This is a genomic window from Teichococcus aestuarii (assembly GCF_042651065.1).
In the GTDB taxonomy this organism is placed as follows: domain Bacteria; phylum Pseudomonadota; class Alphaproteobacteria; order Acetobacterales; family Acetobacteraceae; genus Pseudoroseomonas; species Pseudoroseomonas aestuarii.
Genome location: NZ_JBHSCH010000045.1, coordinates 1 through 25,674, shown reverse-complemented (window position 1 = coordinate 25,674; position 25,674 = coordinate 1). Strand labels below are relative to the sequence as shown.

28 protein-coding genes and 1 tRNA gene are annotated in these 25,674 nt (G+C 72.7%); 15 read left to right on the top strand and 14 right to left on the bottom strand.

All coding sequences use genetic code 11. The features are described from left to right. Positions 1 to 6: 6 nt before the first annotated feature. Genes ACFOY6_RS16165 through ACFOY6_RS16155 form a run of 3 tightly spaced genes read right to left on the bottom strand, consistent with a single transcriptional unit; the run spans position 7 to position 1,786 of the window. The gene (locus tag ACFOY6_RS16165) at positions 7 to 903 is read right to left on the bottom strand and encodes a metal ABC transporter permease (RefSeq protein WP_109515167.1); all 897 of its coding nucleotides are present in this window, start codon (positions 901 to 903) and stop codon (positions 7 to 9) included. Beyond that, on the bottom strand, positions 903 to 1,664 hold the full coding sequence (locus ACFOY6_RS16160) for a metal ABC transporter ATP-binding protein (RefSeq protein WP_109515166.1): 762 nt from the start codon (positions 1,662 to 1,664) through the stop codon (positions 903 to 905). The genes ACFOY6_RS16165 and ACFOY6_RS16160 overlap by 1 nt, the downstream gene beginning before the upstream one ends. Beyond that, positions 1,661 to 1,786, bottom strand: a complete 126-nt coding sequence (locus ACFOY6_RS16155; RefSeq protein WP_281262088.1) for a hypothetical protein — start codon at positions 1,784 to 1,786, stop codon at positions 1,661 to 1,663. Before ACFOY6_RS16155 ends, ACFOY6_RS16160 begins: the two co-directional genes overlap by 4 nt. A gap of 130 nt (positions 1,787 to 1,916) precedes the next feature. Here ACFOY6_RS16155 and ACFOY6_RS16150 point away from each other — a divergent pair, with 130 nt between their 5' ends. Next, entirely contained in the window at positions 1,917 to 3,230 is a 1,314-nt protein-coding gene (locus ACFOY6_RS16150) for a DUF445 domain-containing protein (protein WP_379651666.1), read from the top strand. Positions 3,231 to 3,241: 11 nt separating this feature from the next. On the opposite strand, the gene ACFOY6_RS16145 is transcribed toward ACFOY6_RS16150, so the two are convergent. Beyond that, positions 3,242 to 3,418 carry a hypothetical protein gene (locus tag ACFOY6_RS16145; RefSeq protein ID WP_181377958.1) on the bottom strand — a complete coding sequence of 59 codons (177 nt, stop codon included), beginning with the start codon at positions 3,416 to 3,418 and terminating at the stop codon, positions 3,242 to 3,244. A 442-nt stretch (positions 3,419 to 3,860) separates the two neighbouring features. Here ACFOY6_RS16145 and ACFOY6_RS16140 point away from each other — a divergent pair, with 442 nt between their 5' ends. The 6 genes from ACFOY6_RS16140 to ACFOY6_RS16115 all read left to right on the top strand — a co-directional run bounded on the left by ACFOY6_RS16140 (position 3,861) and on the right by ACFOY6_RS16115 (position 9,560). Further along, a complete protein-coding gene (locus ACFOY6_RS16140) occupies positions 3,861 to 4,100 on the top strand; it encodes a hypothetical protein (protein WP_379651665.1) in 240 nt (79 codons plus the stop codon). Positions 4,101 to 4,239: 139 nt separating this feature from the next. Then, the gene (gene efp / locus ACFOY6_RS16135) at positions 4,240 to 4,806 is read left to right on the top strand and encodes an elongation factor P (RefSeq protein WP_109515163.1); all 567 of its coding nucleotides are present in this window, start codon (positions 4,240 to 4,242) and stop codon (positions 4,804 to 4,806) included. A gap of 139 nt (positions 4,807 to 4,945) precedes the next feature. After that, positions 4,946 to 5,791 carry an inositol monophosphatase family protein gene (locus ACFOY6_RS16130; RefSeq protein ID WP_379634801.1) on the top strand — a complete coding sequence of 282 codons (846 nt, stop codon included), beginning with the start codon at positions 4,946 to 4,948 and terminating at the stop codon, positions 5,789 to 5,791. Between the two features lie 164 nt (positions 5,792 to 5,955). After that, entirely contained in the window at positions 5,956 to 6,522 is a 567-nt protein-coding gene (locus ACFOY6_RS16125; protein WP_379651664.1) for a hypothetical protein, read from the top strand. Continuing rightward, positions 6,519 to 7,682, top strand: a complete 1,164-nt coding sequence (locus ACFOY6_RS16120) for a MotA/TolQ/ExbB proton channel family protein (protein ID WP_379634803.1) — start codon at positions 6,519 to 6,521, stop codon at positions 7,680 to 7,682. Before ACFOY6_RS16125 ends, ACFOY6_RS16120 begins: the two co-directional genes overlap by 4 nt. 33 nt (positions 7,683 to 7,715) lie before the next feature. After that, a complete protein-coding gene (locus ACFOY6_RS16115) occupies positions 7,716 to 9,560 on the top strand; it encodes a peptidoglycan -binding protein (RefSeq protein WP_379651663.1) in 1,845 nt (614 codons plus the stop codon). 32 nt (positions 9,561 to 9,592) lie between these two features. Here the strand turns inward: ACFOY6_RS16115 and ACFOY6_RS16110 are convergent. Both ACFOY6_RS16110 and ACFOY6_RS16105 read right to left on the bottom strand, forming a co-directional pair. Beyond that, positions 9,593 to 9,674 (bottom strand) — tRNA-Leu (locus ACFOY6_RS16110). Between the two features lie 93 nt (positions 9,675 to 9,767). Then, positions 9,768 to 10,394 carry a glutathione S-transferase family protein gene (locus tag ACFOY6_RS16105; protein ID WP_379634807.1) on the bottom strand — a complete coding sequence of 209 codons (627 nt, stop codon included), beginning with the start codon at positions 10,392 to 10,394 and terminating at the stop codon, positions 9,768 to 9,770. 182 nt (positions 10,395 to 10,576) lie between these two features. Here ACFOY6_RS16105 and cysE point away from each other — a divergent pair, with 182 nt between their 5' ends. Genes cysE through ACFOY6_RS16090 form a run of 3 tightly spaced genes read left to right on the top strand, consistent with a single transcriptional unit; the run spans position 10,577 to position 12,620 of the window. Beyond that, the gene (cysE, locus tag ACFOY6_RS16100; RefSeq protein WP_379651662.1) at positions 10,577 to 11,410 is read left to right on the top strand and encodes a serine O-acetyltransferase; all 834 of its coding nucleotides are present in this window, start codon (positions 10,577 to 10,579) and stop codon (positions 11,408 to 11,410) included. Then, positions 11,410 to 11,886 carry a disulfide bond formation protein B gene (locus ACFOY6_RS16095; RefSeq protein ID WP_379651661.1) on the top strand — a complete coding sequence of 159 codons (477 nt, stop codon included), beginning with the start codon at positions 11,410 to 11,412 and terminating at the stop codon, positions 11,884 to 11,886. Before cysE ends, ACFOY6_RS16095 begins: the two co-directional genes overlap by 1 nt. Positions 11,887 to 11,939: 53 nt before the next feature. Next, entirely contained in the window at positions 11,940 to 12,620 is a 681-nt protein-coding gene (locus ACFOY6_RS16090; RefSeq protein WP_379651660.1) for a hypothetical protein, read from the top strand. 10 nt (positions 12,621 to 12,630) lie between these two features. On the opposite strand, the gene ACFOY6_RS16085 is transcribed toward ACFOY6_RS16090, so the two are convergent. Both ACFOY6_RS16085 and ACFOY6_RS16080 read right to left on the bottom strand, forming a co-directional pair. Continuing rightward, positions 12,631 to 13,206: an HNH endonuclease gene (locus ACFOY6_RS16085; protein ID WP_109515155.1), complete on the bottom strand. Its 576-nt coding sequence runs from the start codon at positions 13,204 to 13,206 to the stop codon at positions 12,631 to 12,633. A gap of 162 nt (positions 13,207 to 13,368) precedes the next feature. Then, positions 13,369 to 14,037: an alpha/beta hydrolase gene (locus ACFOY6_RS16080; protein ID WP_109515154.1), complete on the bottom strand. Its 669-nt coding sequence runs from the start codon at positions 14,035 to 14,037 to the stop codon at positions 13,369 to 13,371. 50 nt (positions 14,038 to 14,087) lie between these two features. Here ACFOY6_RS16080 and gluQRS point away from each other — a divergent pair, with 50 nt between their 5' ends. Next, positions 14,088 to 14,957, top strand: coding sequence for a tRNA glutamyl-Q(34) synthetase GluQRS (gene gluQRS, locus ACFOY6_RS16075; protein WP_379651659.1), 870 nt, complete (start codon positions 14,088 to 14,090; stop codon positions 14,955 to 14,957). A 28-nt stretch (positions 14,958 to 14,985) separates the two neighbouring features. Here the strand turns inward: gluQRS and ACFOY6_RS16070 are convergent, their stop codons facing one another. The 3 genes from ACFOY6_RS16070 to ACFOY6_RS16060 all read right to left on the bottom strand — a co-directional run bounded on the left by ACFOY6_RS16070 (position 14,986) and on the right by ACFOY6_RS16060 (position 18,644). Further along, positions 14,986 to 16,419, bottom strand: coding sequence for a mannose-1-phosphate guanylyltransferase/mannose-6-phosphate isomerase (locus ACFOY6_RS16070; RefSeq protein ID WP_379634818.1), 1,434 nt, complete (start codon positions 16,417 to 16,419; stop codon positions 14,986 to 14,988). 113 nt (positions 16,420 to 16,532) lie between these two features. Beyond that, positions 16,533 to 18,035 carry a tripartite tricarboxylate transporter permease gene (locus ACFOY6_RS16065; protein WP_379634820.1) on the bottom strand — a complete coding sequence of 501 codons (1,503 nt, stop codon included), beginning with the start codon at positions 18,033 to 18,035 and terminating at the stop codon, positions 16,533 to 16,535. Positions 18,036 to 18,050: 15 nt separating this feature from the next. Continuing rightward, positions 18,051 to 18,644 carry a hypothetical protein gene (locus tag ACFOY6_RS16060; RefSeq protein WP_109515151.1) on the bottom strand — a complete coding sequence of 198 codons (594 nt, stop codon included), beginning with the start codon at positions 18,642 to 18,644 and terminating at the stop codon, positions 18,051 to 18,053. 414 nt (positions 18,645 to 19,058) lie between these two features. Here ACFOY6_RS16060 and ACFOY6_RS16055 point away from each other — a divergent pair, with 414 nt between their 5' ends. Next, entirely contained in the window at positions 19,059 to 20,258 is a 1,200-nt protein-coding gene (locus ACFOY6_RS16055) for a M20 metallopeptidase family protein (RefSeq protein WP_109515150.1), read from the top strand. 18 nt (positions 20,259 to 20,276) lie between these two features. Next, positions 20,277 to 21,263, top strand: a complete 987-nt coding sequence (locus tag ACFOY6_RS16050) for a ketopantoate reductase family protein (RefSeq protein WP_379634824.1) — start codon at positions 20,277 to 20,279, stop codon at positions 21,261 to 21,263. On the opposite strand, the gene ACFOY6_RS16045 is transcribed toward ACFOY6_RS16050, so the two are convergent. Next, entirely contained in the window at positions 21,242 to 22,219 is a 978-nt protein-coding gene (locus ACFOY6_RS16045) for a hypothetical protein (RefSeq protein ID WP_109515148.1), read from the bottom strand. The genes ACFOY6_RS16050 and ACFOY6_RS16045 overlap by 22 nt on opposite strands. A gap of 31 nt (positions 22,220 to 22,250) precedes the next feature. Between ACFOY6_RS16045 and ACFOY6_RS16040 the strand changes: the two genes are divergently transcribed. Then, positions 22,251 to 22,817, top strand: a complete 567-nt coding sequence (locus ACFOY6_RS16040; protein ID WP_379651658.1) for a cytochrome b — start codon at positions 22,251 to 22,253, stop codon at positions 22,815 to 22,817. 19 nt (positions 22,818 to 22,836) lie between these two features. On the opposite strand, the gene ACFOY6_RS16035 is transcribed toward ACFOY6_RS16040, so the two are convergent. Continuing rightward, on the bottom strand, positions 22,837 to 23,058 hold the full coding sequence (locus ACFOY6_RS16035; protein ID WP_109515146.1) for a hypothetical protein: 222 nt from the start codon (positions 23,056 to 23,058) through the stop codon (positions 22,837 to 22,839). Between the two features lie 140 nt (positions 23,059 to 23,198). On the opposite strand from ACFOY6_RS16035, the gene ACFOY6_RS16030 reads away from it, so the two are divergent. Further along, positions 23,199 to 23,531, top strand: coding sequence for a DUF1491 family protein (locus ACFOY6_RS16030; RefSeq protein WP_109515145.1), 333 nt, complete (start codon positions 23,199 to 23,201; stop codon positions 23,529 to 23,531). A 69-nt stretch (positions 23,532 to 23,600) separates the two neighbouring features. Here the strand turns inward: ACFOY6_RS16030 and ACFOY6_RS16025 are convergent. Further along, positions 23,601 to 25,674 (bottom strand): cellulase family glycosylhydrolase (locus ACFOY6_RS16025; RefSeq protein WP_379651657.1); only part of this gene is annotated, 2,074 nt, incomplete at its 5' end.

The following is a 25,674-nucleotide window of genomic DNA, read 5'->3' as shown; positions in this document are numbered from 1 at the left end:
GGCGGCTCAGCCCGTCAGGTGCGGCCGGCGCAGCAGCCGGGGCAGGATGCCGTCCACCGGCCCGGCCAGGGCGGACAGCACCCAGACGCCACCCGCCACCAGCACGATGGACGGCCCCGTCGGCAGGTCGAGGTGGTAGGAGAGCAGCAGCCCGCTGAGGCTGGCGGCGAGCGCGATGCCCACCGCCGCGTAGGCCATGCCGCCGACGCTGCGGCCCCAGTGGCGGGAGGCCACGGCGGGCAGCATCATCAGCCCGACCGCCATCAGCGTGCCCAGCGCCTGGAAAGCGGCCAGCACGTTCAGCACCACCAGCACCAGGAACAGCAGGTGCCACAGCCCGCCCCGCGCCCTCGCGGCGGCGGCGAAGCCGGGGTCGAAGCATTCCAGCACCAGCGGCCGCCAGGCGAAGGCCAGCGCCAGCAGCGTCAGGCTGGAGATGCCGGCCATCATGAACAGCGCCGGGTCGTCCACCCCCAGCACGCTGCCGAACAGCAGGTGGGACAGCTCCACCGAGCCGGCGCGGGTGGAGATGAGCGTGACGCCAAGCGCCAGCGCCAGCAGGTAGAGCGCGGCCAGCGCCGCATCCTCCCGCCCGCCGGTGGCGCGGGAGATGGCCCCCGCCCCCACCGCCACCACCAGCCCCGCCACCAGCCCGCCCACCGACATGGCGGTGACGGAGAGCCCCGCCACCAGGAAGCCGGCGGCGATGCCGGGCAGGATGCCATGCGCCAGCACGTCGGCCGTCAGGCTCATCCGCCGCAGCACCAGGAACACGCCGAGCGGCGGCGCCGCCAGCGACAGGGCCAGGCAGCCCACCAGCGCCCGGCGCAGGAAGCCGAACTCGGCGAAGGGCGCCCACAGCAGGTCGTAGAGGGGCAGGCCGTAGAGGGAAAGCCCGCTCATCAGGCGGCGCTGCGCGCGTCCGGCGGCAGGCCGCAGGCCTCGGCGTCGGCATCCCAGCCCTCGGACATCATGCGGGCCTTCAGCCGGTTGGCGGCGGTCAGCACCTCGGCGGTCGGGCCCCAGGCGATGGGCTCGCGCGCCAGCAGCAGCGTGCGCGGGAATTGCTGCCGCACCAGCTCGAGGTCGTGCAGCACGGCCAGGATGGTGCGGCCCTCGCCATGCCAGCGGTGCACCAGCGCCAGCAGGTCGGCCGCGGTGCGGGAATCGACGGCGTTGAACGGCTCGTCCAGCAGGATCACCGGCGCGTCCTGCACCAGCAGGCGGGCGAACAGAACGCGCTGGAACTGGCCGGTGGAGAGGCTGCCCACCGGGCGCCCCTCGAACCCCTCCAGACCCACCGCCGAGAGGGCCTCGCGCGCCGCGCGCTTCTCGGCCGGGCGCAGGGCGCGGAAGGCGCCGGCGCGCGACCAGTGGCCGAACATCACGACGTCGAGGCAGGAGATGGGAAAGGCGCGGTCCAGCGCCGCGGCCTGCGGCAGCAGCGCGATGGCGTGGCGCGGCGCGCGCAGCCCGCCCTCCCGCGCCGGGTGCAGCCCGGCGATGGCGCGCAGCAGGGTGGACTTGCCGGCACCATTGGGGCCGACGATGGCGGTCAGGCTGCCGGGCGCGAAGCGGCCGGAGATGTGGTGCACCGCCGGCCGGCGCCCATGCGTCAGCGTCAGGTCGGTGAGGGTGATGCCCGCCGCGTCCACGCCGCTCATGCCGCCAGGGCCCAGAACACGCCGCCCCACAGCAGCGCCAGCAGCAGCGCCGCCAGCACGAGGCGCGCCAGGGCGCCGGAGGAAAGGGCCAGGGGGTCGGCCAGTGGAAGGGTGGGGAGCATCGCCATATGTTATGAAATAACATCTTCTCCGGCGCAGACAAGCCGCACACCGGGGGATCGTGGCCAGGCACGGCGTATTGTCGGGCGTGCCGCCTCCCGCCAGGGGGTGTGGCGCACTACCTTCGGCGGGATGCCTGCCTCGCCCCCTCCCCCGGCTTCCCTTCCCCCGGACTCCCTCCTCCCGGACCCCGACGCCGAGCTGCGCCGCAACCTCGTCCGCCACCGGCGCTTCGCCACCGGCCTGCTGGTGCTGATGGCGGCGCTGATGCTGGGCGCCTACCAGCTGCCGCCCGGCTACTGGGCGGAGCTGCTGCAGGCCTCGGCCAAGGCGGGGCTGGTGGGCGGGCTGGCGGACTGGTTCGCCGTCACCGCGCTGTTCCGCCGGCCGCTCGGCCTGCCCATCCCGCACACCGCCATCATCCCCAACCAGAAGGCGCGGCTGGGACGCGGCCTCGGGCGCTTCGTGGCCAACCACGTCTTCACCGAGGCGGAGTTGCAGCGGGTGATGGCGCGGGTGGACGTGGCTGGGCTGCTGCGCCGCGTGCTGGCCGACCCGGCGACCGCCCGCCCCGCCGCCGAGGCGCTGGCCGCCAGCCTGCCCGCCCTGCTGAACGCGGTGGAGGATGGCCGCGCCCGCCGCCTGATCCAGCGGCTGCTGCCGCGCATGGTCTCCGGCCCCGGCGCGGCGCGGCTGCTGGCCCGCATGCTGCGGGCGCTGATGGCGGGCGGCCAGCACCAGGCGGTGTTCGGCCTGGCGCTGGAGCAGCTCAAGGCCCTGCTGGCGGCGAAGGAGGACGATTTGCGCACCGCCATCCAGGCGCGGGTGCGGGCCGAGGGCGGCGCGCTGGTGGGCTGGCTGGCCGGCGCCGCCGTGGCCCGCCGCATCCTCGGCACCATCAACCAGGAGCTGGACCGCACGGAGCCGGGCGACAGCACGCTGCGGATCGCCTTCGAGGCCTGGCTGAACACCGAGATCGAGAAGCTGGAGACCGACCCGGAGCGCGCCGCCGCCATCGGCCGCGCGCTGCGCGAGGCGGCCTCCCACCCCACCGTGGCGGCCTGGCTGATGGATGTGTGGGGCCGCCTCAAGCGCAGCCTGGCCGCCGACGCCGCCGCCCCGGACAGCCGCGCCGCGGCGATGATGGAAGGGCTGTTCGCCAATCTCGGCACCCTGCTGGAGGAGGACCCGGCAGCGCGGGAGCGGGTGAACACGCTGGCGCAGCAGGCGGTGCGCGGCACGCTGGGCGCCGCCCAGGGCCAGCTGGCCGACTTCATCGCCGGCGTGGTGGCGCGCTGGGACACGGCGACGGTGGTGGAGAAGATCGAGCTCCGCGTCGGGCGCGACCTGCAGTTCGTGCGGGTGAACGGGACGCTGGTGGGCTTCCTGGCGGGGGGCGCGCTGTTCATGCTGCTCACGGCGGTGTTCGGCCGCGTGGCGCACTGAGCCGGCGCGGCTCAGCGCCGCTCGGGCGCCGGCCGCGGCTCCGCGCCCTGCGCACGCAGCCAGGGGTTGTGCTCGACCAGCACCCGCAGATCGGCCTCCACCATGGACAGTACCATGGCGGCCAGCATCTGGCCCGTCGCCCAGGCGGCATCCTGCGCCTCCGCCACGGAGCGGATGACGGTGTCCATGCGCTGGGGCGCAGTCTCCCGGGTGGTTCTGGAAGGCAGAGGCATGGGTTTTCCGCAGGTGCAGGCGCCTCTTGCCCATCTATCCTGCCGGCGACGAGAGATTATTATTTCGCCATGAATACGAGAAATAAGAATATTATCATTTTCTGTTAGAGCCGGTTTTTCGGGTGTCGCCCGTGCTGTCGCGGGACCAATTGTTTCGCCCTGCCGGCTGCCGGAAAATTCTTCTTGCGAGCTCCGGGAAAGACCTGCATCTGCAGCATGACAATTATGCGCCAGCCATGGCGGCATCGCTCCTGTGCCCCGCGCAAGAACGGGTCGAGATTTGCACGACGCTGATTCGCCTCCGCCTTGCCCGGACCGGAGCTGCCCACCGCCCGGCCAGGCAGACGGCCCTTCCTGCGCCCCGGCCGCGCCGGCGGATCTTCGCGCCCTCGCCGCGATGGAGCGCGAGCTGCTGCATTCCGCCATCCGGCGCGCCCTGCGGCACATGATGGGCGACGCGCAGGACCCCGCCGCCTTCCTGGCCGACGTGCGGGGGGAACTGGCTTCGGTCCTGACCGGCGCGGAGCAGGAAAGCCAGGCGCTGCTGCTGGCCGAGTTCGAGGCGGTGCTGCGTTGCCTGCGGGCCGAGGCATCCCGCCCCGCCGCGCCGGGCAGGAGCGGCCCCGGCGCCGCATGAGGGCCGCCCGCGCCATGCGGGCCGTGCCGCCAAGGTTGCTTCCCGCCGCGCGGAGCGTTAAACGCCCGCCGCCCGGGCCGTGGCGGTCATGCCGCCTGCCCATTCGTTCCTTCAGCCCGATGAAGCAGGTGCCAAGCCCATGAAGCAGCAGGCCAACCAGATGCGGCCCGGTCAGGTCATCGAGTATGAGGGCCGGCGCTGGACGGTCCTGAAGATCCAGATCATCACCCCGGGCAAGGGCGGCGCCTTCATCCAGGTCGAGATGCGCGACATCAAGACCGGCACCAAGAAGGACGACCGCTGGCGCACCGCCGACACGGTCGAGCGCCTGATGACCGAGGACAAGGAGTTCACCTACTCCTACGCCGATGGCGAGAACCTCGTGCTGATGGACCCCGAGACCTTCGAGCAGACGATCGTCCCCGGCGCGATCCTGGGCGACCGCCTGCCCTTCCTGGCCGAGAACATGACGGTCTCGGTCAAGCTGATCGAGGGCGACCCGGTGGCCATGGAGCTGCCGCAGACCGTGACGCTGGAGGTGGCCGAGGCCGACCCGGTGGTGAAGGGGCAGACCGCCTCCTCCTCCTACAAGCCGGCCGTGCTCTCCAACGGCGTGAAGACCATGGTGCCGCCCTTCGTCACCGCCGGCGAGAAGATCGTGGTGAAGACCGAGGACGCCTCCTACGTCGAGCGCGCCAAGGGCTGATCGCCCGCCACCCGCCGCCGGCCCCCTGCTGCCCGGGGCCGTCGGCGGGGCCAGGGCCTCCTGCCCTGGCAGATGAGGCGCGGAAGGGCTCTCCCTTCCGCGGAGCAGCGCCTTCCGTTTTGCCGGAGTTCCCCCCGCCGTGGCCGCATCCGCCCGCCTCTCCCCCGCCCTCAACGTCGTCGTGGCCGCCGCCCAGAAGGCGGGCCGCCGCCTGCTGCGCGATTTCGGCGAGGTGGAGCAGCTGCAGGTCAGCATGAAGGGCCCCGGGGACTTCGTCTCCCAGGCCGATCTCCGCGCCGAGGAGACGCTGCGCGCCGAGCTCGGCCGCGCCCGCCCCAACTTCGCCTTCCTCGGCGAGGAGCAGGGCGAGAGCGGCGGCAATGACTGGGAATGGCGCTGGGTGATCGACCCGCTGGACGGCACCACCAACTTCCTGCACGGCATCCCGCACTGGGCGGTGTCCATCGGCATCGAGAAGCGGCTGACCGAGACCACGAGCGAGGTCGTCGGCGGCGTCGTCTACAACCCCGCCGCCGACGAGCTGTTCTGGGCCGAGAAGGGCAACGGCGCCTTCCTCAACGACCGCCGCCTGCGCGTCTCCGGCCGGCGCGACATGCTGCACGCGGTGTTCGCCACCGGCATCCCCTTCGCCAAGGTGCAGCGCAAGGCGGAGTTCAGCGCCACCCTGGCCCGGCTGATGCCGCAGGTGGCGGGCGTCCGCCGCATGGGCGCCGCCGCGCTCGACCTCTGCTGGACCGCCGCCGGCCGCTACGAGGGCTATTGGGAGCTGGGCATGGCGAAGTGGGATATCGCCGCCGGGCTGGTCATCCTGAAGGAAGCCGGCGGCTACGCCACCGATCCCGAGGGCGGCGACTGCTACGCCAACGGCCATGTGGTGGCCGGCAACCCGCACCTGCAGCCGAAGCTGCGCGAGGTGGTGCAGGAAGGCATCGCCCTGGTCGGCCGCGCCCGCGGCGAGGGCTGAAGCCCGGATCAGGGGGGGCGGGCGGCGCCATGGGCCGCGGCCTCTCTCCGGCACCGGCCGGGCGTGCGCCGGGCCGGGCGGCCATGCCCTTTCTCCCGCGGCCGCGTTTCCCCTGCACGAGGATGTCGGCTAGGCTGCGCGATACAATGCGCCCCCGCTTCCGCTTGCTCCGCCCCCTCCTGCTGCTGGCCGTGCCGCTGGCCCTGGCGCAGCCCGCCCTGTTGGGCCCGGCCCAGGCTCAGCAGCCTGCCACTCAGCAGCCTGCCACCCAGCCCCTGCCCGCCGATCCGCCCCCCAGCGCGCCCCAGCCGCCGGACCTCAGCCGCCCGCCCCAGCCGGCCGAGGCCCTGCCGCAGCCGGCCATCGCCCTGCCGCGCGGCATGGAAGCCCTGGCCGGCGGCGGCTGGCGCCTGAATGGCGAGGCCGCGCGCGGCCGGCCCGAGGCCGCCAGCCGCGCCGCCCTCACCGAGATCGGCCGCTGGCTGGCCGGGCGCACCGAGGGGCGCGTGACCCTGCTGGCGCAGGTGGCCGGCCCGGCCGAGGATGCCTCGGCCGCGCGGCGCGATTCGCTGGCCAACGGCCTGGCGCTGCGCCAGATCCTGGAAGCCGCCGGGCTGGACGGCACCCGCATCGACATCCGGCCCCTCGGCCGCACCGAGGAGGCGCGCGACAGCATCGTGCTGCTGCCGCCCAGCGCCAACCGACAGACCCAGAGCCAGGCCCGCCCATGACCCGCCCAACCCACTACCTGCTGCGAATGCTCGCCTTCCTGGCGGCGGTCGTGGCGCTGGCGGCGCTGCTCTCGGCCGAGCTGGCGCGCGCCTTCGCCGCCAACCCGCTGCTGAACGGCGTCATCCTGGCGGTGCTGCTGGTCGGCGTGGCCTGGAACATCCGGCAGGTGCTGGCGCTGAAGCCGGAGGTGGAGTGGCTGGAGGGCTTCCGTGCCCCGCGCCCCGGCGCCGGCGGCGCCAACCGCCCCGCGCCGCGCCTGCTGGCGCCGATGGCCTCGATGTTCGCGGCGCGGCGCGGGGAGCGCCTCTCGCTCTCCGCCACGGCCATGCGCAGCGTGCTGGACGGCATCGCCTCCCGCCTCGACGAAAGCCGCGAGCTGTCGCGCTACATGACGGGGCTGTCGATCTTCCTCGGCCTGCTCGGCACCTTCTGGGGCCTGATCCTGACGATCGGCGCGGTGGCCGATGTCATCAACTCGATGTCGGTGGGCTCGGGCGACCTGAACCAGCTGTTCAACCAGCTCAAATCGGGGCTGGCGCAGCCGCTCACCGGCATGGGGGTGGCGTTCTCCTCCTCCATGCTGGGCCTTGCCGGCGCGCTGGTGCTGGGCTTCCTCGACCTCACCGCCGGGCAGGCGCAGAGCCGCTTCTACTCCGAGCTGGAGGAATGGCTGGCCGGCGTCACCCGCCTCTCCTCCGGCGTGCTGGGCGGCGATGGCGAGGCGGGCGGCTCCGTGCCCGCCTATGTGCAGGCGCTGCTGGAGCAGAATGCCGAGAACCTCGAGAACCTGCAGCGCATCATGGCGCGCGGCGAGGAAAGCCGGGCCGCCTCCTCCCAGGCGCTGCACACCCTGACCGAGCGGCTCTCGATCATGGCCGAGCAGATGCGTGCCAACCAGGTGCTGATGCAGCGCATGGCCGAGGCGCAGTCCGGCCTCGCCCCCACCCTGGCGCGGCTGGCCGAGGCGCAGACGCATGCGCAGACGCACGGGGCGCTGGACGATGCCTCGCGCGCGCATCTGCGCAACCTGGAGGTCTACATGGCCCGGCTGGTGGAGGACCTGGCCCAGGGCCGCGCCCAGTCCACCGCCGAGATCCGCGGCGAGATCAAGATCCTCGCCCGCACCATCGCCGCCCTGGCCGAGGAAGGCCCGCGATGATTCCGACCCTCCCGCGCGGCGGGCGCTAAGGCCATGGCGCTCGGACGGCGCGGCCCGCGCGAGGGCATGAACGCCTGGCCCGGCTATGTGGACGCGCTCTCCACCCTGCTGATGGTCATCATCTTCGTGCTGCTGGTCTTCGTGCTGGCGCAGGGCTTCCTCTCCGTCGCCCTCTCCTCGCGGGACCAGGCGCTGGACCGGCTGAACCGGCAGGTGGCCGAGCTGGCCGAGATGCTGGCGCTGGAGCGCGGCCAGGGCGAGGAGCTGCGCGCCAATCTCGGCCGGCTGACCGAGGAGCTGCGCCTCGCCGCCACGGCGCGCGACGCCGCCCTCTCGCAGCTCTCCGGCCTGCGCGACGAGCGCGAGCGCGGCACGGCCGACCGTGAGGCGCTGCGTGCCGAGCGCGACCGCCTCGCCGCCCGGCTGGCCGACCTGGAGCTTTCCGCCGGCGGCGCCGCCAGCCGCATCGCCAGCCTGGAGGAGCGGCTGGCCGAGGCGCTGTCCCGCGCCGAGGCGATGGGCGGCAACACCGCGCAGACGCTGCGCGACCTGACCGCGGCCCGCCGTGCCCTGGCCACCGAGCGTGGCATGCTGGAGGCCACCCGCGCCCAGCTGGCCGAGGCCCAGGCGCGTGCCGGCGGCGCCGAGCAGGCACGCAACCGCAACGCCGCCGAGCTGGCCGAGGCGCGCCGCCAGCTTGCGGAAACGCAGCAGGCCGTGGCCACGCTGCGCCAGGAGATGGAGGCGCTCAACCGCACCGTGGCGGCCGACCGCGCCACCATCGAGGCAAGGCTGGCCGATCTTGCCCGCCTGACACAGCAGATCCAGCAGCTGACGGCGCTGCGCGACGAGCTGGAACGCCGTGCCGCCGAGGCCCTGGCACGGGCGGGCGCCGAGGAGCGCGCGCGCAGCGCCGCCGAACAGCTTGCGCGCGGCCAGGCCCAGCAGCGCCAGCGCGCCGAGGCGGCCACCCGCGCCGCCGAGGCCGCCCGCCAGCAGGCCGAAGCCACCGCCGCCCAGGCCAACCAGGCCCGCCAACAGGCCGAGGCCACCGCAGCCCAGGCCAACCAGGCACGCCAGCAGGCCGAGGCCACCGCCGCCCAGGCCGTCCAGGCACGCCAGCAGGCCGAGGCCACCGCCGCCCAGGCCAACCAGGCCCGCCAGCAGGCCGAGGCCGCCGCCGCCCAGGCCGCCCAGGCCCGCCAGCAGGCCGAGGCCACCAGCGGCGAGCATGTCCGGCTGGCCGAGAGCGCGCGCGCCCAGGTGGCGCTGCTGACCCAGCAGCTCGCCACGCTGCGCGCGGAACTGTCCCGCATCGCCGCGCTGCTGGATGCCGAGGAGCAGTCGGGGCGCGACAAGGACGCGCAGATCAGCCAGCTCGGCCAGCGGCTGAACGCCGCCCTCGCCGCGCGGGTGGAGGAATTGCAGCGCTACCGCAGCGACTTCTTCGGCCGCCTGCGCGAGGTACTGGGCGACCGCCCGGAGATCCGCACCGTCGGCGACCGCTTCGTGTTCCAGAGTGAGGTGCTCTTCCCCGTGGGCAGCGCCGAGCTGTCCGGCGCCGGGCAGCAGCAGCTCCGCGCCCTGGCGCAGGTGCTGCTCGACGTCAGCCGCCGCTTCCCGCCCGACCTGCCCTGGGTGCTGCGCGTCGATGGCCATGCCGACCGCAACCCGATCCGCGGCGGGCGCTTCGCCAGCAACTGGGAGCTGTCGGCGGCGCGCGCCATCGCCGTGGCGCAGCTGCTGATCGCCGAGGGCCTGCCGGCCAACCGCGTGGCGGCGACCGCCTTCGGCGAGCACCAGCCGATCGACGAGGGCGATTCGGCCGAGGCGATGGCCCGCAACCGCCGCATCGAGCTGCGCCTGACAGACCGCTGAGGCCGGACCGCCGAGACTGGGAAGAACCTGATTGCGAGAGGCGGGACTCGAACCCGCATGACCTGAGGTCGGACGATTTTGAGTCGTCTGCGTCTACCGTTCCGCCACTCTCGCGCGCGGTGCGGCCCCTCCTGTAGCGCAAGCCGGCGGCGGCGTCACGCGGTTGCGCGACGCCGCCACGCTTCAGGCGGCGCGCCTCAGGTCGCCTCAGGTCATCGGCACCATCACGTGCCGCGCGAAGCCGGGGCGCCCGGCCAGGGTGCCGTACCAGCGGCGCAGCTCCAGCAGCTCCGGCCGCTCGATCGGCAGGGCGTGCCAGCGATGCGCGAAGATGCCGAGCACGATGTCGGCCAGGGTGAAGGTGTCGCCCTCGATGAAGGCGCGGCCCTCCAGCTGGCGGTCCAGCAGGGTCCACAGCTCCGCCGCCTGCCGCCGCGCCGCCTCGGCGGCGGACCAGTCCCGCTCCGGCTCGGGGATGCGGACATGGGTGAAGAACAGCGTGGTCATCGGCTTCGAGAGATGCGCGAGCTGCCAGTCCATCCAGCGCTCGATGCCGGCGCGGGCGCGTGGCGCGTCCGGGTAGAGGGCGGCCGCGCCCGGCGTGGTGCTGGCCAGGTAGCGCAGGATGGTGTTGCTCTCCCACACCGCCCAGCCATCCGGCTCCTCCAGCGTCGGCACCAGGGACATGGGGTTCTTCGCGGTGTAGCCGGCCTCCCGCGTCACGCCGAAGGCGCCGCCGGCGTCCCGCCGCTCGTAATCCAGCCCCGTCTCCGCGCAGAACCAGAGCAGCTTCATGACGTTGCTGCTGTTGGCGCGGCCCCAGATGATCGGCATGCGGTGCTTCCCCTCCCCGGATGATGCGGGGCGGCACGGTATGCGTGGCACGCCAGCCGGTCCAGCCTGCGTGGCGCTTGACCCCGGGCGGCGGCGGCGCGACGTTCCGGCTCCAGGCCCCCCTCCGTCCCGGCGCCCTTCCGGCGGTGCCCAGGCGGCGGCCCGCCCGCCCAGGAGCCCGCATGAACCAGTCCGTCCCCCAGCCCTTCCCCCTCCGTGACGCGGCCGGCCTGCTGGACCCTGTCTGGAGCCGAATCCGGCAGGAGGCGGAGGCGGCCGCGGCGCAGGAGCCGGAGCTGGCCGGCTTCCTGCACGCCGCCGTGCTGCAGCACGAGAGCCTGGAATCCGCCCTGGCCAGCCGCGTCGCCGCACGGCTCGACCATGCCGACCTGCCCACCGCCCTGCTGCGCCGCAGCCTGGAGCGCTTCCTGGAAGAGGACCCGGCGCTGCGCGAGGCGGTGCGCAGCGACATCATGGCGGTGGTGGACCGCGACCCGGCCACCTCCCGCGCGCTGGAGCCGCTGCTCTACTACAAGGGCTTCCACGCCCTCACCACGCACCGCATGGCGCATATCCTGTGGCGGCAGGGGCGGCGCGACCTGGCGCTGTGGCTGCAGTCGCGCAGTTCCGTGGTGTTCCAGACGGACATCCACCCGGCGGTGCGGATCGGCCGCGGCATCTTCCTCGACCACGCCACGGGCCTCGTGGTGGGCGAGACGGCGCTGATCGAGGACGATGTCTCGCTGCTGCAGGGCGTGACGCTCGGCGGCACCGGCAAGGAGGGGGGCGACCGCCACCCCAAGATCCGCCGTGGCGTGATGATCGGCGCCGGCGCCAAGGTGCTGGGCAATATCGAGGTGGGCGCCTGCGCCCGCGTCGCCGCCGGCTCGGTGGTGCTGAAGCCGGTGCCTTCCTGCACCACCGTGGCGGGGGTGCCGGCCCGCGTGGTGGGCCAGGCCGGCTGCGCCGAGCCGGCCCGCGCCATGGACCAGATGCTGGACCCCGCCGAGGATTGATGCGCCGCCTCCTGCCGACCCCGCTGGCCGTGGCGGCGCTGGCCGCCGCCGCGCCGCTCCTCGCCATGGCCACCGAGCGCTGGGGCGGGCTGAACCCTTGCCTGCTCTGCCTGTGGCAGCGCTGGCCCTACTGGCTGGGCGCCGCGCTGGCGCTGCTCGGCCTGCTGCTGCCGCGCCGGCTGATGCTGGCGCTGGCGGGGCTGGCCATCCTCGGCTCCGCTGCCGCGGCGGCCGTGCATGTGGGGGTGGAGGCGAAGTGGTGGCCCTCCCCCCTGCCCGGCTGCGCCGCGCCCACCGCCGGCGGCGCCCGCAGCGTGGAGGAGCTGATGAACAGCCTCGCCGCCGCGCCCGCCAAGCCCTGCGACGAGCCGACCTATCTCATCCCCGGCCTGCCGGTCTCGATGGCCGGGATGAACCTGATCTACGCGCTGGGGCTGGCGGGGCTGGCCTTCGCCGGGGCGCGGCGGCGGGGCTGACACGTCTCCCGCGAAGTGCGAGAAGGATTTCCTCCATACCACCGGGGCGTTCCATGTTGCGCTACCTTTTCCTCCCCGCCCTGGCGATGCTGTTGCAGGGCTGCGCCGTGGCGGGGACGCAGGGCACCCTGCCGCAGCAGCGCCTCGCGGACCGGCTGCCGCCGCGCATCGGCGACTTCGCGCGGCAGGAGGTGGCGGCGATCGACGGCAATTCCGGCAATCTGCGCATCCGCTACGCCGAGCAGGCGCAGGGGGCCTGGGCCTCGGTGTTCGTGCTGAGGCCGCCCGGCGCGCCGCTGCCCGACGGTGCCGGCTCGGAGGCGGTGCGGCGGGATGTCGCGGAGGCCGCCCTTGTCATCAGCCTCTACGCCGCCGCCCAGCCTGGCACCCGGATCGAGCGCGGCCCGGATTTCAGCATGACCGCGCAGGGCAAGGCGGTGCCCAGCCTGCGTTGCGCCGAGTTCCGGATGGGAACCCCGCAGACCCCCGTGCTGAAGCGCGAGATGGTGTGCAGCAGCGGCGTCGAGGGGATGCTGGTGCGCGTCCGTGCCACTGTCCGGCACAATCCGAAGGATATGGACCCGGCGCATCTCTACCTCAGCGGCTTCTCCGGCCGGGTGACGGAGCTTATGCGCGGGGCGGCGCAGCCCACGGCGGCGGAGAGCGGCCCGCCCGCGCGGCCGGCCGCAGGCACGCCCGAGGCGCCGTTGTCCGGCCCGCTGCAGCGGCTTTGAGGCGCGCCGCTCAGCTCTCCAGCTCGGTGTCCCAGTAGAGGTAGTCGCGCCAGCTCTCATGCAGGTAGTTGGGCGGGAACATCCGCCCGTTGTCCTGCAATTCCCACCCTGTCGGCTGGCGCGGCGTGCAGCGGGGGAACATGCGGATCTCCTGCGGCAGCTTCGAGCCCTTGCGCAGGTTGCACGGGCCGCAGGCGGTGACGACGTTCTCCCAGCTGGTGCGGCCGCCCCGGCTGCGCGGGATCACATGGTCGAAGGTCAGCTCCTGGGTCGGCCGCTCCTCGCCGCAATAGACGCAGGAGAAACCGTCGCGCAGGAAGACGTTGAACCGCGTGAAGGCCGGGCGCCGCGCCGAGGGGATGTAATCCTTCAGGGCGATGACGCTGGGCAGGCGGATGGTGTGGCGCGGCGAGCGCACCGAGGTCTCGTATTCCGACAGCACCGAGACGCGGTCGAGATAGACCGCCTTCACCGCGTCCTGCCAGGACCACAGCGAGAGCGGAAAATAGGACAGCGGACGAAAATCCGCGTTCAGCACCAAGGCCGGGAAGCCGCCGGGAGATCCTCCCAGGCTTCCCGCAGACATCCCGTCAGGCAAGCGCCGCTCCTTTCAAGCTGCGCGCATCAACCGCTGGGGCCGGACCGGGCGGGCAGGCCCCAGATATCGTGGCGCCGCCGGTGTGCACGGGATTCATGCCAGCCCCGCGCGGCCGGTGCAACCTCCGGCCGCGCGGGTTTCACCACGCTGTCATGCGCCGGGGCCGAGCCGGGCCGCGGCACGCTGCAAAAACAGGGCGCCGGCGGAGAGCCCCGCATCGTCGATGCCATGCGCCAGGCGCGGGCAATAGAGCGCCTCCACCGGCACGCCGGCGGCCTTGAGGGCGGATTCGGCGGCGCGGCTGCTGGCGGCGGGCACCACCTCGTCCACCTCGCCATGCACCAGCAGCACCTCGGGCCGGCCGGCGATCTCGTCCGGCAGCAGCTCCTCGCCGATCAGCCGGCCGGAATAGGCCATGATGCCGGCCGGCGCGGCCTTGCGGCGCAGCCCGGTGAACAGCGCCATCATCGCGCCCTGGCTGAAGCCCATCAGCACCACGGCGCTCTCCGGCAGGCCGGCGGCGGCGGCCTCGCGGGCGATCAGCTCGTCGAGCAGCGGGCGGGCGGCCTGGGCGCCGGCCAGCAGCGGCGCCGGGCGGCGGTCGGCCAGGCTGAACCACTGGCGGCCATAGGGCCCGCCCTCGCAGGGCTGCGGCGCGTGCGGCGAGACGAACAGCGCCTCCGGCACCGCCTGCGCCCAGTGCGGCGCGAGGTCGATCAGGTCGTTGCCATCGGCGCCATAGCCGTGCAGCAGCAGGACGAGCAGCTTCGGCGCGCCCCCTGCCTTCGGTCCCCAACGCGGTCCATCGAGTGCGGCCATGCGGCATCCCCTTGCTGCGATCCGGCCGCATCCGCTACGCGCGATCGGCCATGGCCGCAACCACCGTCACCCGCTTCGCGCCCAGCCCCACGGGGCGCCTGCATCTCGGCCACGCGCACAGCGCCCTGCTGGGCTGGCGCATCGCCCGCGAATCGGGCGGGCGCTTCCTGCTGCGCATCGAGGATATCGACCCCGTGCGCTGCCGCCCGGACTTCACCGCCGGCATCCTGGAGGATCTGGCCTGGCTGGGGCTGGACTGGGACGGGCCGGTGCGGGTGCAATCCGCCCACCTGCCGGAATATGGCGCCACGCTGGCGCGGCTCTCGGGGATGGGGCTGCTCTACCCCTGCTTCTGCACCCGCGCCGACATCGCCCGCGAGGTGGCGGCGATCGGCCACGCGCCGCATGGGCCGGACGGGCTGCTCTACCCCGGCACCTGCCGCCGCCTGGGCGCGGCCGAGCGGGCGGCGCGAATCGCCGCCGGCGAGCCCTATGCGCTGCGGCTGGACATGGCGGCGGCGCTGCGGCGGGTGGCGCGCCCCCTCGCCTTCCTGGAGCTGGGCCTGGAGGGCGGCCCGCGCCGGCTGCGCTGCGACCCGGCGCGCTTCGGCGACGTGGTGCTGGCGCGCAAGGACATCCCCGCCTCCTACCATCTCTGCGTGACGCAGGACGACGCGCTGCAGGGCGTGACGCTGGTGACACGGGCGGAAGACCTGCGGCCGGCGACCGACCTGCACCGGCTGCTGCAGGCGCTGCTGGGCTGGCCGGCGCCGCGCTACCGCCACCACCCGCTGCTCACGGGGCCGGACGGAAAGCGCCTCTCGAAACGCGACAACGCCCCCACCCTGGCGGCGCTGCGCGAGGCGGGCCACAGCCCGGCGGCGGTGCGGGCGATGGCCGAAGGGGCGGCGCCGGGCTGATCCGCCCCGCGCCGCCGGAAGCCGGCCCTCAGGTGCGGCCGTAGGTGTCCTCGAAGCGGACGATGTCGTCCTCGCCGAGATAGGAGCCCGACTGCACCTCGATCAGGGTGAGCGGGATCATGCCCGGGTTCTCCATGCGGTGCACGCAGCCGAGCGGCAGGTAGATGGATTCGTTCTCGCGCAGCATGATCCGCTCCGCGTCGCGCTCGACGATGGCGGTGCCGGCCACCACCACCCAGTGCTCGGCGCGGTGGAAATGCTTCTGCAGGGAAAGCTTGGCCCCGGGCTTGACCGAGATCTTCTTCACCTGGAAGCGGTCGCCCTTGATCAGCCCCTCATAGTGGCCCCAGGGGCGGTACATGCGGCGGTGCTCGGTGGCCTCCTTGCGGTTGGCCGCCTTGAGCTGCTCCAGCAGCTTCTTCACGTCCTGGGCGCGGTCGCGGTGCATGGCCAGCACGGCGTCGTCCGTCACCACCACCACCGCATCCTCCAGCCCGACGACGCCGGTCAGGATGCCCTCGGTGCGGACGTAGCAGTTGCGGGCCTGGTACAGCTCCACCGGGCCATGGGTGGCGTTGCCCTGGGCATCCTTGGGCGAGACCTCCCACAGCGCCGCCCAGGAGCCGACATCGGACCAGCCGAGATCGGCGGGCACCACGGCGGCGTGGCTGGTCTTCTCCATCACCGCGTAGTCGATGGAGATGTCCGGCGCGCGGGCGAAAGCCGCCGGGTCGAGGCGGATGAAGTCGAGATCGCGCGTGGCGCCTTCCACCGCGCCGCGCACCGCCGCCAGCAGCTCGGGCGCCAGCCGCTCCAGCTCGGCCAGCAGGGTGGCCGCGGTGGCCACGAACATGCCCGAGTTCCAGAGATGGCTGCCGCCGGCCAGGAAGCGGGCGGCGGTCTCGGCGTCGGGCTTCTCGACGAAGCGGCTCACGGCGGAGACGCCGTCGAGCCCCTCCAGCGGGGCGCCGCTCTCGATGTAGCCGTAGCCGGTCTCGGGCGTGGTCGGCTTCATGCCGAAGGTGACGATACGGCCGGCCCGCGCGGCCTCGGCGGCCTTGGCGAGGGCGGCGTGCATGGCGGGGGTGTCGCCGATGGCGGCATCGGCCGGCATCAGCCACAGCACGCTGCGCGTGTCGTCCTCATGCGCCAGCAGCGCCGCGGCGGCGATGGCGGGGGCGCTGTTGCGGGCCATCGGCTCGAGCACGATGCGCGGATTCTCGATCCGCGCCTCGCGCAGCTGCTCGGCCACCAGGAAGCGATGCTCCTGGTTGGAGATGATCAGCGGATCGGCAAAGGCCGGGCCGACGGCACGCCTCGCCGTCTCCTGCAGCATCGTCTGCTGTGACAGCAGGGGCCAGAACTGCTTGGGAAACCCTTCGCGGGACAGCGGCCAGAGACGGCTGCCCGTCCCGCCGCACAACACCACCGGCACGATCCGATGCTGCCCCGTTTCCGCCATTTGCGCCGCTCCGTTCGTCAATGTGAGGCCAGCATAAGGAACGGCCTAGAAAAGAAAAGCCGTCCTGAGCAATTGACCCAGAACGGCCATAAAAGCTGTAACTGTTTACAGGATCAGCCGGCCATCGCCTCTTCTTTCTTCTTGCGCAGGCCGGGCAGCAGCATCAGGCCGAGGGCCAGGGCGCAGATCGCCAGCAGCACGCCGCTGATCGGGCGCTCGACGAAGACCATCGGGTCGCCGCGGGAGAGCAGCATGGCGCGGCGCAGGTGCTCCTCCATCATCGGGCCGAGCACGAAGCCCACCAGCAGCGGCGCCGGCTCCATCTTGATCTTGGCGAAGATGTAGCCAAGGATCGCGAAGAACACCGTCTGATAGACGCCGAAGACGCTGTTGTTGATCGAATACACGCCGATCGCGCAGAAAGTCAGGATCGCCGGGTACATGTACTTGTAGGGCACCTGCAGCAGCTTCACCCACATGCCGATCAGCGGCAGGTTGATGACCAGCAGCATCAGGTTGCCGATCCACATGGAGCAGATCAGGCCCCAGAACAGGTCCGGCTGGCTCTCCACCATGCGGGGGCCCGGCTGGATGCCCTGGATGATCAGCGCGCCCACCATCAGCGCCATGACGGCGTTGGAGGGGATGCCGAGCGTCAGCAGCGGGATGAAGGAGGTCTGCGCCGCGGCGTTGTTGGCGGCTTCCGGCCCGGCCACACCCTCGATGGCGCCGTTGCCGAAGTCGGCCTTACCGCGCGACATCTTCCGCTCCATCATGTAGGAGCCGAAGGAGGCCAGCGAGGCGCCGCCACCGGGCAGGATGCCCAGCGCCGAGCCCAGCACCGTGCCGCGCAGCACCGACGGGGTGGCGCGCTTCCACTCCTCCTTGGTGAGGAACAGGCTGCCCACCTTGGTGGAGAGCACGCTGCGGACCTCGGGGCGCTCCAGGTTCAGGATGATCTCGGCGATGCCGAAGACGCCCATCGCCATGGCGGCGAAGTCCAGCCCGTCCGACAGCTCAGGGATGCCGAAGGTGAAGCGCTGCTGGCCGGTCTGCACGTCGGTGCCGACCAGGCCGAGCGCCACGCCCAGCACCACCATGCCGATCGACTTGACGACCGATCCCTGTGCCAGCACCGAGGAGATGACGAGGCCGAGCAGCATCAGCGAGAAGTAGTCCGCCGGGCCGAAGGAGAGCGCGATGCTCGTCAGCAGCGGGCCGGAGGCGGCGACCAGGATGGTGGCGATGGAACCGGCGAAGAAGGAGCCCAGCGCCGAGATGGCCAGCGCCGCGCCGGCGCGGCCGTTGCGCGCCATCTTGTAGCCTTCCAGCGTCGTCACCACCGAGGAGACCTCGCCCGGCAGGTTCAGCAGGATGGCCGTCGTCGAGCCGCCATACTGCGCGCCGTAGTAGATGCCGGCGAGCATGATCATGGCGGTGGTGGCCGGCTGGCCGAAGGTGATCGGCAGCAGCAGCGAGATGGTGGCGACCGGGCCGATGCCCGGCAGCACGCCGATGGCCGTGCCGATCAGGGCGCCGAGCAGCGCGAACAGCACGTTGTCGATGCTGAGCGCGACGCTGAAGCCGTGGGCCAGATTGGCGAAAAGCAGTTCCATGGGTTTCCGGGCGCCTCAGAAGGTCGGCCAAACGCTGACGCGGATGTCCAGCTCGTAGATGAACACCCACCAGCAGAGCGCGAGCAGGAAGACGACGCAGCCCAGCACGCCGAGCGGGCGGTGCTTGGGCTCAGCCAGGGCCGCCACCACCACCATCGCGGTGATGGCCAGGAACAGGCCGCCCTGCTCCAGCAGCACGCCGAAGACCGTCATGCCCGCCAGCACCAGCGCCAGCTTGCGCCAGCCCGGGCTGACGGCCGCGACCGCGAAGCCGATGAGCAGCGAGATACCCAGCGCGTACCAGTTGGCCGAGAGGGCCGGCATCGCCGCCAGGAAGGGGTAGGCCACCAGCACGACGCCGATGGCGATGGCCAGGGTGACGAAATCAAGCTTGGTCCACTTCTCCAGCGGATCCGAGCCGCCGCGCAGCGAGATCGCCAGCACGATCGCGCCGAGGCCCAGTTCCAGCCAGAACACCAGCATCGGCATGTAGCCGGGGCCCATGCGCCGCGCCGAGCCAAGCGTGTGCTCGGTGTTCAGCCATAAGCCAATAACTGCCAGCGCCACCAGTAACAGACCGGAGGCGAGGTCTTTCGCATTGATCCTCATGCCGATTCCTTCTTGAACCCACGCGCCGCAGGCACGCGCCCTTGTTTCTTCGGAGAGCGGAATAAGCGAGCCGCGAGGGCTGCCGCTGGATACGCGGGTGCCCTGCCTCCGCCGGAGCCGGGACAGGGCCGCACGCGGGCGGGACGATGGTCAGGCCATCATGCCAGCCGGCTTGCAGCATCTTTGCGAGCAAGGCCGTCGGCATTTCCAGCCAGCGGCCTCCTCAGTCCGCATTGCGGTTATGGCCTGCCCCTCGCATCCTCCCCTCAGGCGCTGAATGGAGCGGCAACCTATGGCACCGGAACACATCGGGGCAAGGCACCAGATATTCATTAATAAAAGTTCATGAATGTTGCAGCGCAATATACTTCCGAAAGAGTGCCGGCCCGCTGGCAAAATGGGACAATCCAGAGCATGACAAACGAATTTCTGTTCAATGACCCGGGGCAGTGGCTACATGAGCGGGCCCTGGAGCAGAGCGGCCGCCTCATCGCTTTGCGGCGCGATATTCACGCCCACCCCGAACTCGCCTTTGAAGAGACACGCACGGCAGGCCTTGTCGCGGCGGAGTTGAGCCGCCTCGGCATCACCCACCGCACCGGCGTGGGTCGCACCGGCGTGCTGGGCGTGATCGAGGGCGAGCGGCCCGGCCCGACGCTGGCCATCCGCGCCGACATGGACGCGCTGCCGATCCATGAGGAGACGGGCCTGGCCTATGCCAGCACCGTGGCGGGCAAGATGCATGCCTGCGGGCACGACATCCACACTGTCACCCTGCTCGGCGTCGCCGGGCTGCTGAAGGAGCTGGCGCCGCGCCTGGCGGGGCGCGTGGTGCTGGTGTTCCAGCCGGCCGAGGAGACGCTGGAGGGCGCCGCCGCCATGATCGCCGACGGCGCGGCGGATGGCATCGACATGGCGCTGGGCTTCCACAACCACCCGGACATGCCGGTCGGCCGCTTCGGCTATGTGCGGGGTGCCTGCCTGGCGGCGGCCGACCGCTTCGACCTCGTCATCCGCGGCAAGTCCGGCCACGCGGCGCACCCCTACGCGGCGGTGGACCCGATCGTGGCGGCAGCGCATTTCGTCACCCAGGCGCAGACCGTGGTCTCGCGCGAGGTGAAGCCGCTGCACCCGGCGGTGGTCACCATCGGGCAGTCGGTGGGCGGCACCACCTATAATATCATCCCCGAGCGCGTGGCGCTGAAGGGCTCCGTCCGCACCCTGCACGCCGCGGCGCGCGACACCGCCGAGGCGGCGTTGCGCCGGCTGGCGCAGGGCCTTGAGACCGGCTTCCGCGTGCAGGCCAGCATGGACTACCAGCGCATGGTGCCCGCCCTGGTGAACGACGATCGGGTGCTGGACCCGGCGCTCGCCGCGCTCGGCGCGCAGTTCGGCGACGGTCTGGTCGCGGAGGGCGAGCCGAGCATGGGGTCGGAGGATTTCTCCGCCTTCGCCAGCCGTGTGCCGGCCTTCCAGCTGCGCATCGGCTCCGGCGCGCCGGGCCGCAGCGATGCCCTGCACAATGCCGGCTACCAGCCGGACGAAGGCTGCATCCCCGCCGGAGTCGAGGCGCTCTCGCGCATCGCGCTCGACCTGCTGTCGCGCCCTGCGTGAACCGGAGCTAAAATCGACATGAAGATCTGTGTATTCGGCGCCGGCGCCATCGGTGGCCATGTCGCCGCCCGCTTGGCGCTGGGCGGCGCCGAGACCAGCGTGGTGGCGCGCGGGCCGCAGCTTGCCGCCATCCAGCGCGACGGGCTGACCATCGAGGCGCCGGACGGTGCCCGCACGGTGCGCGTCGCCGCCGGCACCGCCGCCGAGCTCGGCCCGCAGGACGCGGTGATCGTCACCGTCAAGGGCCCCTCCCTGCCGCAGGTGGCCGAGGCGATCGGGCCGCTGCTCGGGCCGGAGACCACGGTGGCCTTCGTCATGAACGGCATCCCCTGGTGGTATTTCGACCGCCATGGCGGCCCGCTGGACGGCCGCCGCCTGCCCGCCATCGACCCGGGCGACGCGGTGCGCGAGGCCATCGGCGTGGAGCGCACCCTGGGCGGCGTGGTCTATTCCGCCTGCACCGTCATCCGCCCCGGCGTGATCAAGGTGGAGCACGCCAACAACCGGGTGATCCTGGGCGAGGTGGATGGCAGCCCCTCCCCGCGCGCCCAGGCCATTGCCGACGTGCTGACGCGGGGCGGCATCTCCGGCGAGGTGACGGAGGCCATCCGGCGCGAGGTGTGGGCGAAGCTGATGGGCAATCTCAGCCAGGGTCCCTTCACCATCCTCTCCCGCCAGGGCATCGGCGGCACGCTGGCGGACCCGGCGGTGCGCACCGCCATCCTGCGGGCGATGCGCGAATCGATGGCGGTCGCCGCCGCGCTCGGCCACCCCTTCGAGTACGACCTGGAGAAGCGCGTCGCCGCCTCCTCCAAGCTCGCCCACAAGCCCTCCATCCTGCAGGACCTGGAATTGGGGCGGCCGATGGAGGTGGAGGCGCTGTTCCGCACGCCGCTGGAACTCGCCCGCATGGCGGGGGTGGAGACGCCGACGCTCGACCTCTCCGTGGCGCTGGCCACCCAGGCCGCCACGGCCGCCGGGCTCTACGCGCCGCCCGCCGGCTGAGGCGCCGGCCCCGCCGCCACTCCGGCCGGGGTGGCGGCGGCCGGCAGGGCCGTCTGCCCCAGCACCCAGCCTTCCCAGCGCCGCACCCAGGGGTCCTCCGGCACGAAATCCGGCCGCGCGCCATCCAGCACGCCGATCAGGCAGAGCAGGCCGAGCAGGCTGTCGAACCGGTCCTCGCCGGCGGCATCGGTGCCGCAGCCGCCCAGCACCACCTGCTCCAGCACGCGGGAGGGCCGCATGCCGCGCCGCGCCATGGCGAGCAGGAGGGAGGGCCCGGTGGCGCGCCGCGCCTCGTGGTCGCGCTTGCTGCCGGGCAGGACGATGCCGAGATGCCGCATCGCCTCGGCCGGGTACACCTCGGCCAGCACGGCGTGGCCGGGCTCCAGCAATTCCAGCAGCCCGCCCTGGAACGGCCAGAAGCGCAGCCGCGCGCCCACCGCCAGGGCCGGCGCCAGCCAGTCCCGCCAGGCGGCGATGGCCGCCTTGCCAGACTGGTTGGCCCCCAGCGTCCAGAACACCGGCGCGCCGGCCGGGCGCTCGGCCGTGGCCAGGTCGCACAGCCGGCAGAGGCCGGCGGCGTCCGGCAGGCCGAGGGCGCGGGCATGGGCCAGCCGCGTCATGCCCTTCAGCCCGCGCGCCGGGTAGAAGGGGCGCTCGGGCGAGACGGTCTCCAGCGTCGGGCTGACCAGGAAGAAATCCGGCGAGGCGTGCAGCCCGCGCAGGAAGTGGCAGAAATCCCGCTCCGGCCGCCCGGCGGCGAAGCCGCGCGGCAGGCCCAGCGGCAGGTCGAGCCCGAGCGCCAGCGGCACGCCCTCGGCCAGCAGCCCGGCCACCAGCCCGGCGGGGTCGCCCACCGGGCGCGGCGCCTCGGCGCGCCACTGCCCGCCGCGCCGTCGTGCAATGCTGACCCAGCGCTTGCGCGGATCGATGCTCCAATCCGCATGCGCCGCGATCATTGAGGTATCGTCGTTCGCCGGAGAAAGCCGCATGCCCTACACCCGCACCGCACGCCTGCTGCACTGGGCCACCGCGCTGGCTGTGCTGGCCATCGCCGTGCTGGGCCTCTGGATCGCCTGGGCGCCGCCGCAGGAGGAGGCCCTCAAGCTTCGTCTCTACAACATTCACGAGAGCCTCGGCATCAGCGTCCTGCTGCTGACGCTGCTGCGCCTGGTCTGGCGCCGCCGCCACCCGCCGCCGCCGATCCGCCCGCCGCCGCCGGCGCTGCTGCACCGCGCCGCCTTCGCCACCCATGCCGCGCTCTACGCGCTGCTGCTGGCCATGCCGGTGGTGGGGTTCCTGGCCACCAATGCCTGGGGCTTCCCGCTGCGCTGGTTCGGGCTCATCCCCCTCCCCAGCCCGCTCGGCCGGCACGAGGCCCTGGCCCCGCTGCTGACCGCCCTGCATGGCTGGATGGCCCTGGCGCTGGGCCTGCTGGTGGCGCTGCACGCCGCCGCCGCCCTCTGGCACCACTGGGGCCGGGGCGACGACACGCTGCGGCGCATGCTGCCGGGCCTGCCCCCGCCCGGCGGCACGCGACCAGCGGTCCGGGGCTGAAGGCCGCCCGCGGTGCGGCTCAGCCGATCGGCTTCTGCGCCCGCTCCAGCAGGCGGGCGAAGAAGCCGGGCTTCTTCACCGGCTCGGCGGCCTTGGCCGTGCGCGCGGCCAGGGCCTCGCGGTCCTGCGTCTTCATCGACAGCCACTTCTCCAGGCTGACGCCCGCCTTGGCGGCGCGCTTCGCCTCATAGGCCCGCTGCCCCTCGGTCATCCGCACCGGCTGCTGCACCTTGCCCGTCATGTCCTGTTCCTCTTGCCCCGGCCATCCCGGCCTGCCGCCGGGGGGTGAATGCCGTGCCGCGCGCCGGCCCGCAAGCGCTTCCCCCGCACCCCCTGCAAAGGGGCTTGCATGAGCATGGCGAGGCATGACCCTCTGCCGCCATGGAAGCAAAAGTCAAAGCCGGCCTCTGGGCCCAGATGGCGCTGCGGCTGGCCGACATGGCCGGGCAGCCCGGCATGGTGCTGCGCAAGGGAGACCCGGATTCGGGCGGCATCCTCTGCGTGCTGCGGGGGCGGGAGGGCTGCGTGGTGCTGAGCCAGGCGCGCGACGGCGAGGGCCGCCCGGCCTGGATGCGCGGCACCGGCCCCGCGCCGGTGCCGGAGCCGGTGGCGGAAGCCTATGTGGAGCGGCAGGTGAAGCGCGACCCGGACCTCTGGGTGCTGGAGTTCGAGACGCCGGACCTGCAGCCGCCCTTCGAGGCGAAGATCCTCTGACAGCGGGAGCCGGGGGAGGCCATCCCCGGCCCCCTCCCCGCCCATCCGCGCCGAGGCCGGCAGGCCGGCTCAGAGCACCAGGTCGAGCGAGGCCAGGGCACCGGCGCCCTGGCCCAGGAAGCCGAAGCTGACCGTGGCATCCTCGGCGATGCCGCCATTCCAGGCGGCGTTGCGGATCACGTAGCCGGCGGCATCGTGCGAGACGATCTCGGCGTTCCAGATCTGCGTGATCTCGTAGGGCGTGTCGATCCGCAGCTGCCAGCCCTGCACCGCGCCGCTGCCCTCGTTGGTCAGCGCGACGCTGGCCTGGAAGCCGCCGGACCAGGCGTTCACCACCGAGACGCTGCCCTCCAGCCCGCCATCCTGGACCGGCGGCGGGGGTGGCGGCGGCGGGGGCGGGGGCGGCGGCGCCACCGCATCGTCATCCAGGATGGTGCCGGTGCCGCTCATGTCGCCGGCCGTGGCGCCGCGCGGGTTGGAGAGGACGACCGAAAAAGTCTCCTCCGCCTCGTGCAGCGCGTCGGCGGTGATGGCGACGGCGATGGTCTTGCTGGTCTCCCCCGCCTCGAAACGCAGCGTGCCCGCGGCGGCGGTGAAGTCGGCCAGGCCCGCGGTGCCGGGCTGCGTGGCCCAGTCCACCAGCACCGCCTCCGCCGCCGGGGCGGAAAGCGTGACGGTGAAGAGCATGGTCCGGCCGCCGCCATCCGTCTCCCCGCCGGCCGGCAGGTCGCCAAGGTCGAACTGCAACGGCTCGAGCCATTGCATCTTGGCCTCGATCACCGTGCGCCAGTCATCGGCGAGGATGCCGCCCGTATCGCCGGAATTCGGGTTCCAGGACCACCAGGTCCAGCTCGCGCCCTGCTGGCCGGCGGCGATGTCGCGGTCGCCATCCAGGTCGAGGTCGCCCGAGAGGTAGCCGGTGATCGCCTCCAGCCAGAGCAGGTCCTTCGGGTCCTGCAGCTTGGTGCCGAACTCGCCGAGCAGCACGGGGGCGATGTTCTCGCGGTAGAGATAGCCCCACATCTGGTCGAACTTGGCCGCCAGTTGCGTCTCGAAACCGGGCTGCTGGAACCAGGGCTGGGCATGGATGGAATTCGGGTAGTCATGCGCCGAGTAGACCAGCTTGTCGGCCACGGCGAGCTGGATCGGCCGATCCCGCGCGCCCATCAGGTTGCCGCCCCACCAGTAGTTGCTGCCCTGGTAGGTGCCGATGCCCTCGACGATGATCAGCCAGTCCGGGTTGGCGGCGAGCACGGCATTGCCCGCCCGCTCGGCCGCCGCCGCCCAGTCATTGGCGCCGCCGCCGCCCCAGTTGCCGTTGTAGGGCTCGTTGTGCAGGTCGGCGCCGACCACGGCCGGCTTGCCCGCATAGCGGGCCGCCAGCATCGACCAGTCGGCGATCCACTGCGCCTCGGAATAGCCCGCCTCGCACCACAGCCCGTTGGCGGAGGTGCCGGCGCCGGCGCTGTTGCGGTGATGGTCGAGGATGATGCGCAGCCCGATCTCGCCCGCGTAGTCGATGATGCGGTCCATCACCTGCAGGCCGGAGAGGCCCTGCAGCTCGGGGCTCTTCGAGAAGTCGATGCCGTTGGGCGCGGCGTTGCTGTGCAGCAGCTCGGAGGAGAAAGGCAGGCGGATGGTGTTGAAGCCCTCCGCCTTCATCTGGTCCATCATCTCCTTGTAGCCGCGCGCCCAGAGGCCGTGCGGCGCCAAGTTAGCCGATTCCAGGCCGAACCAGTTCACCCCCGCCAGCTTCACCGCCTGCCCGGCGGCGTCGACGATCTGGTTGCCCCGCGTGCTGAGGGCGCCGGCCGCCCCGCCGCCACCGCCCGTGCCGGCCGGGTCGCCCTCCACCACGCTGGCATCGCCGATGTCGAGGCGCGGCGGCGGCGGGGCGGTGTCGTCGTTGCGGATGGTGCCGGTGGCCTCGGCATCGGCCAGCGTCGCGCCGGAGGGAGCGGAGAGGCGCAGCAGCAGCGTCTCGTCCGCCTCCACCGCCGTGTCGCCCATCACCTTCACCCGGATGGTCCTGCTGGTCTCGCCCGCGGCGAAGGTCAGCTGCCCTTGCAGCGCGGTGTAGTCCACGCCGGCGGCCGCGGTGCCATCGGTGGTGGCGTAGTTCACCGTCACCGCCGTTGCGGCG

What these genes read in the sequence shown, in the direction of transcription:
- ACFOY6_RS16160 (WP_109515166.1), bottom strand. Translation starts at nt 1,664, where the DNA reads ATGAGCGGCGTGGACGCGGCGGGCATCACCCTCACCGACCTGACGCTG.
- ACFOY6_RS16080 (WP_109515154.1), bottom strand. Translation starts at nt 14,037, where the DNA reads ATGGCCGCACTCGATGGACCGCGTTGGGGACCGAAGGCAGGGGGCGCG.
- ACFOY6_RS16115 (WP_379651663.1), top strand. Translation starts at nt 7,716, where the DNA reads ATGGCGCTCGGACGGCGCGGCCCGCGCGAGGGCATGAACGCCTGGCCC.
- ACFOY6_RS16150 (WP_379651666.1), top strand. Translation starts at nt 1,917, where the DNA reads ATGCCTGCCTCGCCCCCTCCCCCGGCTTCCCTTCCCCCGGACTCCCTC.
- ACFOY6_RS16165 (WP_109515167.1), bottom strand. Translation starts at nt 903, where the DNA reads ATGAGCGGGCTTTCCCTCTACGGCCTGCCCCTCTACGACCTGCTGTGG.
- ACFOY6_RS16050 (WP_379634824.1), top strand. Translation starts at nt 20,277, where the DNA reads ATGAAGATCTGTGTATTCGGCGCCGGCGCCATCGGTGGCCATGTCGCC.
- ACFOY6_RS16155 (WP_281262088.1), bottom strand. Translation starts at nt 1,786, where the DNA reads ATGCTCCCCACCCTTCCACTGGCCGACCCCCTGGCCCTTTCCTCCGGC.
- efp (WP_109515163.1), top strand. Translation starts at nt 4,240, where the DNA reads ATGAAGCAGCAGGCCAACCAGATGCGGCCCGGTCAGGTCATCGAGTAT.
- ACFOY6_RS16055 (WP_109515150.1), top strand. Translation starts at nt 19,059, where the DNA reads ATGACAAACGAATTTCTGTTCAATGACCCGGGGCAGTGGCTACATGAG.
- cysE (WP_379651662.1), top strand. Translation starts at nt 10,577, where the DNA reads ATGAACCAGTCCGTCCCCCAGCCCTTCCCCCTCCGTGACGCGGCCGGC.
- ACFOY6_RS16045 (WP_109515148.1), bottom strand. Translation starts at nt 22,219, where the DNA reads ATGATCGCGGCGCATGCGGATTGGAGCATCGATCCGCGCAAGCGCTGG.
- ACFOY6_RS16035 (WP_109515146.1), bottom strand. Translation starts at nt 23,058, where the DNA reads ATGACGGGCAAGGTGCAGCAGCCGGTGCGGATGACCGAGGGGCAGCGG.
- ACFOY6_RS16060 (WP_109515151.1), bottom strand. Translation starts at nt 18,644, where the DNA reads ATGAGGATCAATGCGAAAGACCTCGCCTCCGGTCTGTTACTGGTGGCG.
- ACFOY6_RS16090 (WP_379651660.1), top strand. Translation starts at nt 11,940, where the DNA reads ATGTTGCGCTACCTTTTCCTCCCCGCCCTGGCGATGCTGTTGCAGGGC.
- gluQRS (WP_379651659.1), top strand. Translation starts at nt 14,088, where the DNA reads ATGGCCGCAACCACCGTCACCCGCTTCGCGCCCAGCCCCACGGGGCGC.
- ACFOY6_RS16085 (WP_109515155.1), bottom strand. Translation starts at nt 13,206, where the DNA reads ATGTCTGCGGGAAGCCTGGGAGGATCTCCCGGCGGCTTCCCGGCCTTG.
- ACFOY6_RS16145 (WP_181377958.1), bottom strand. Translation starts at nt 3,418, where the DNA reads ATGGACACCGTCATCCGCTCCGTGGCGGAGGCGCAGGATGCCGCCTGG.
- ACFOY6_RS16120 (WP_379634803.1), top strand. Translation starts at nt 6,519, where the DNA reads ATGACCCGCCCAACCCACTACCTGCTGCGAATGCTCGCCTTCCTGGCG.
- ACFOY6_RS16040 (WP_379651658.1), top strand. Translation starts at nt 22,251, where the DNA reads ATGCCCTACACCCGCACCGCACGCCTGCTGCACTGGGCCACCGCGCTG.
- ACFOY6_RS16095 (WP_379651661.1), top strand. Translation starts at nt 11,410, where the DNA reads ATGCGCCGCCTCCTGCCGACCCCGCTGGCCGTGGCGGCGCTGGCCGCC.
- ACFOY6_RS16140 (WP_379651665.1), top strand. Translation starts at nt 3,861, where the DNA reads ATGGAGCGCGAGCTGCTGCATTCCGCCATCCGGCGCGCCCTGCGGCAC.
- ACFOY6_RS16105 (WP_379634807.1), bottom strand. Translation starts at nt 10,394, where the DNA reads ATGCCGATCATCTGGGGCCGCGCCAACAGCAGCAACGTCATGAAGCTG.
- ACFOY6_RS16065 (WP_379634820.1), bottom strand. Translation starts at nt 18,035, where the DNA reads ATGGAACTGCTTTTCGCCAATCTGGCCCACGGCTTCAGCGTCGCGCTC.
- ACFOY6_RS16070 (WP_379634818.1), bottom strand. Translation starts at nt 16,419, where the DNA reads ATGGCGGAAACGGGGCAGCATCGGATCGTGCCGGTGGTGTTGTGCGGC.
- ACFOY6_RS16030 (WP_109515145.1), top strand. Translation starts at nt 23,199, where the DNA reads ATGGAAGCAAAAGTCAAAGCCGGCCTCTGGGCCCAGATGGCGCTGCGG.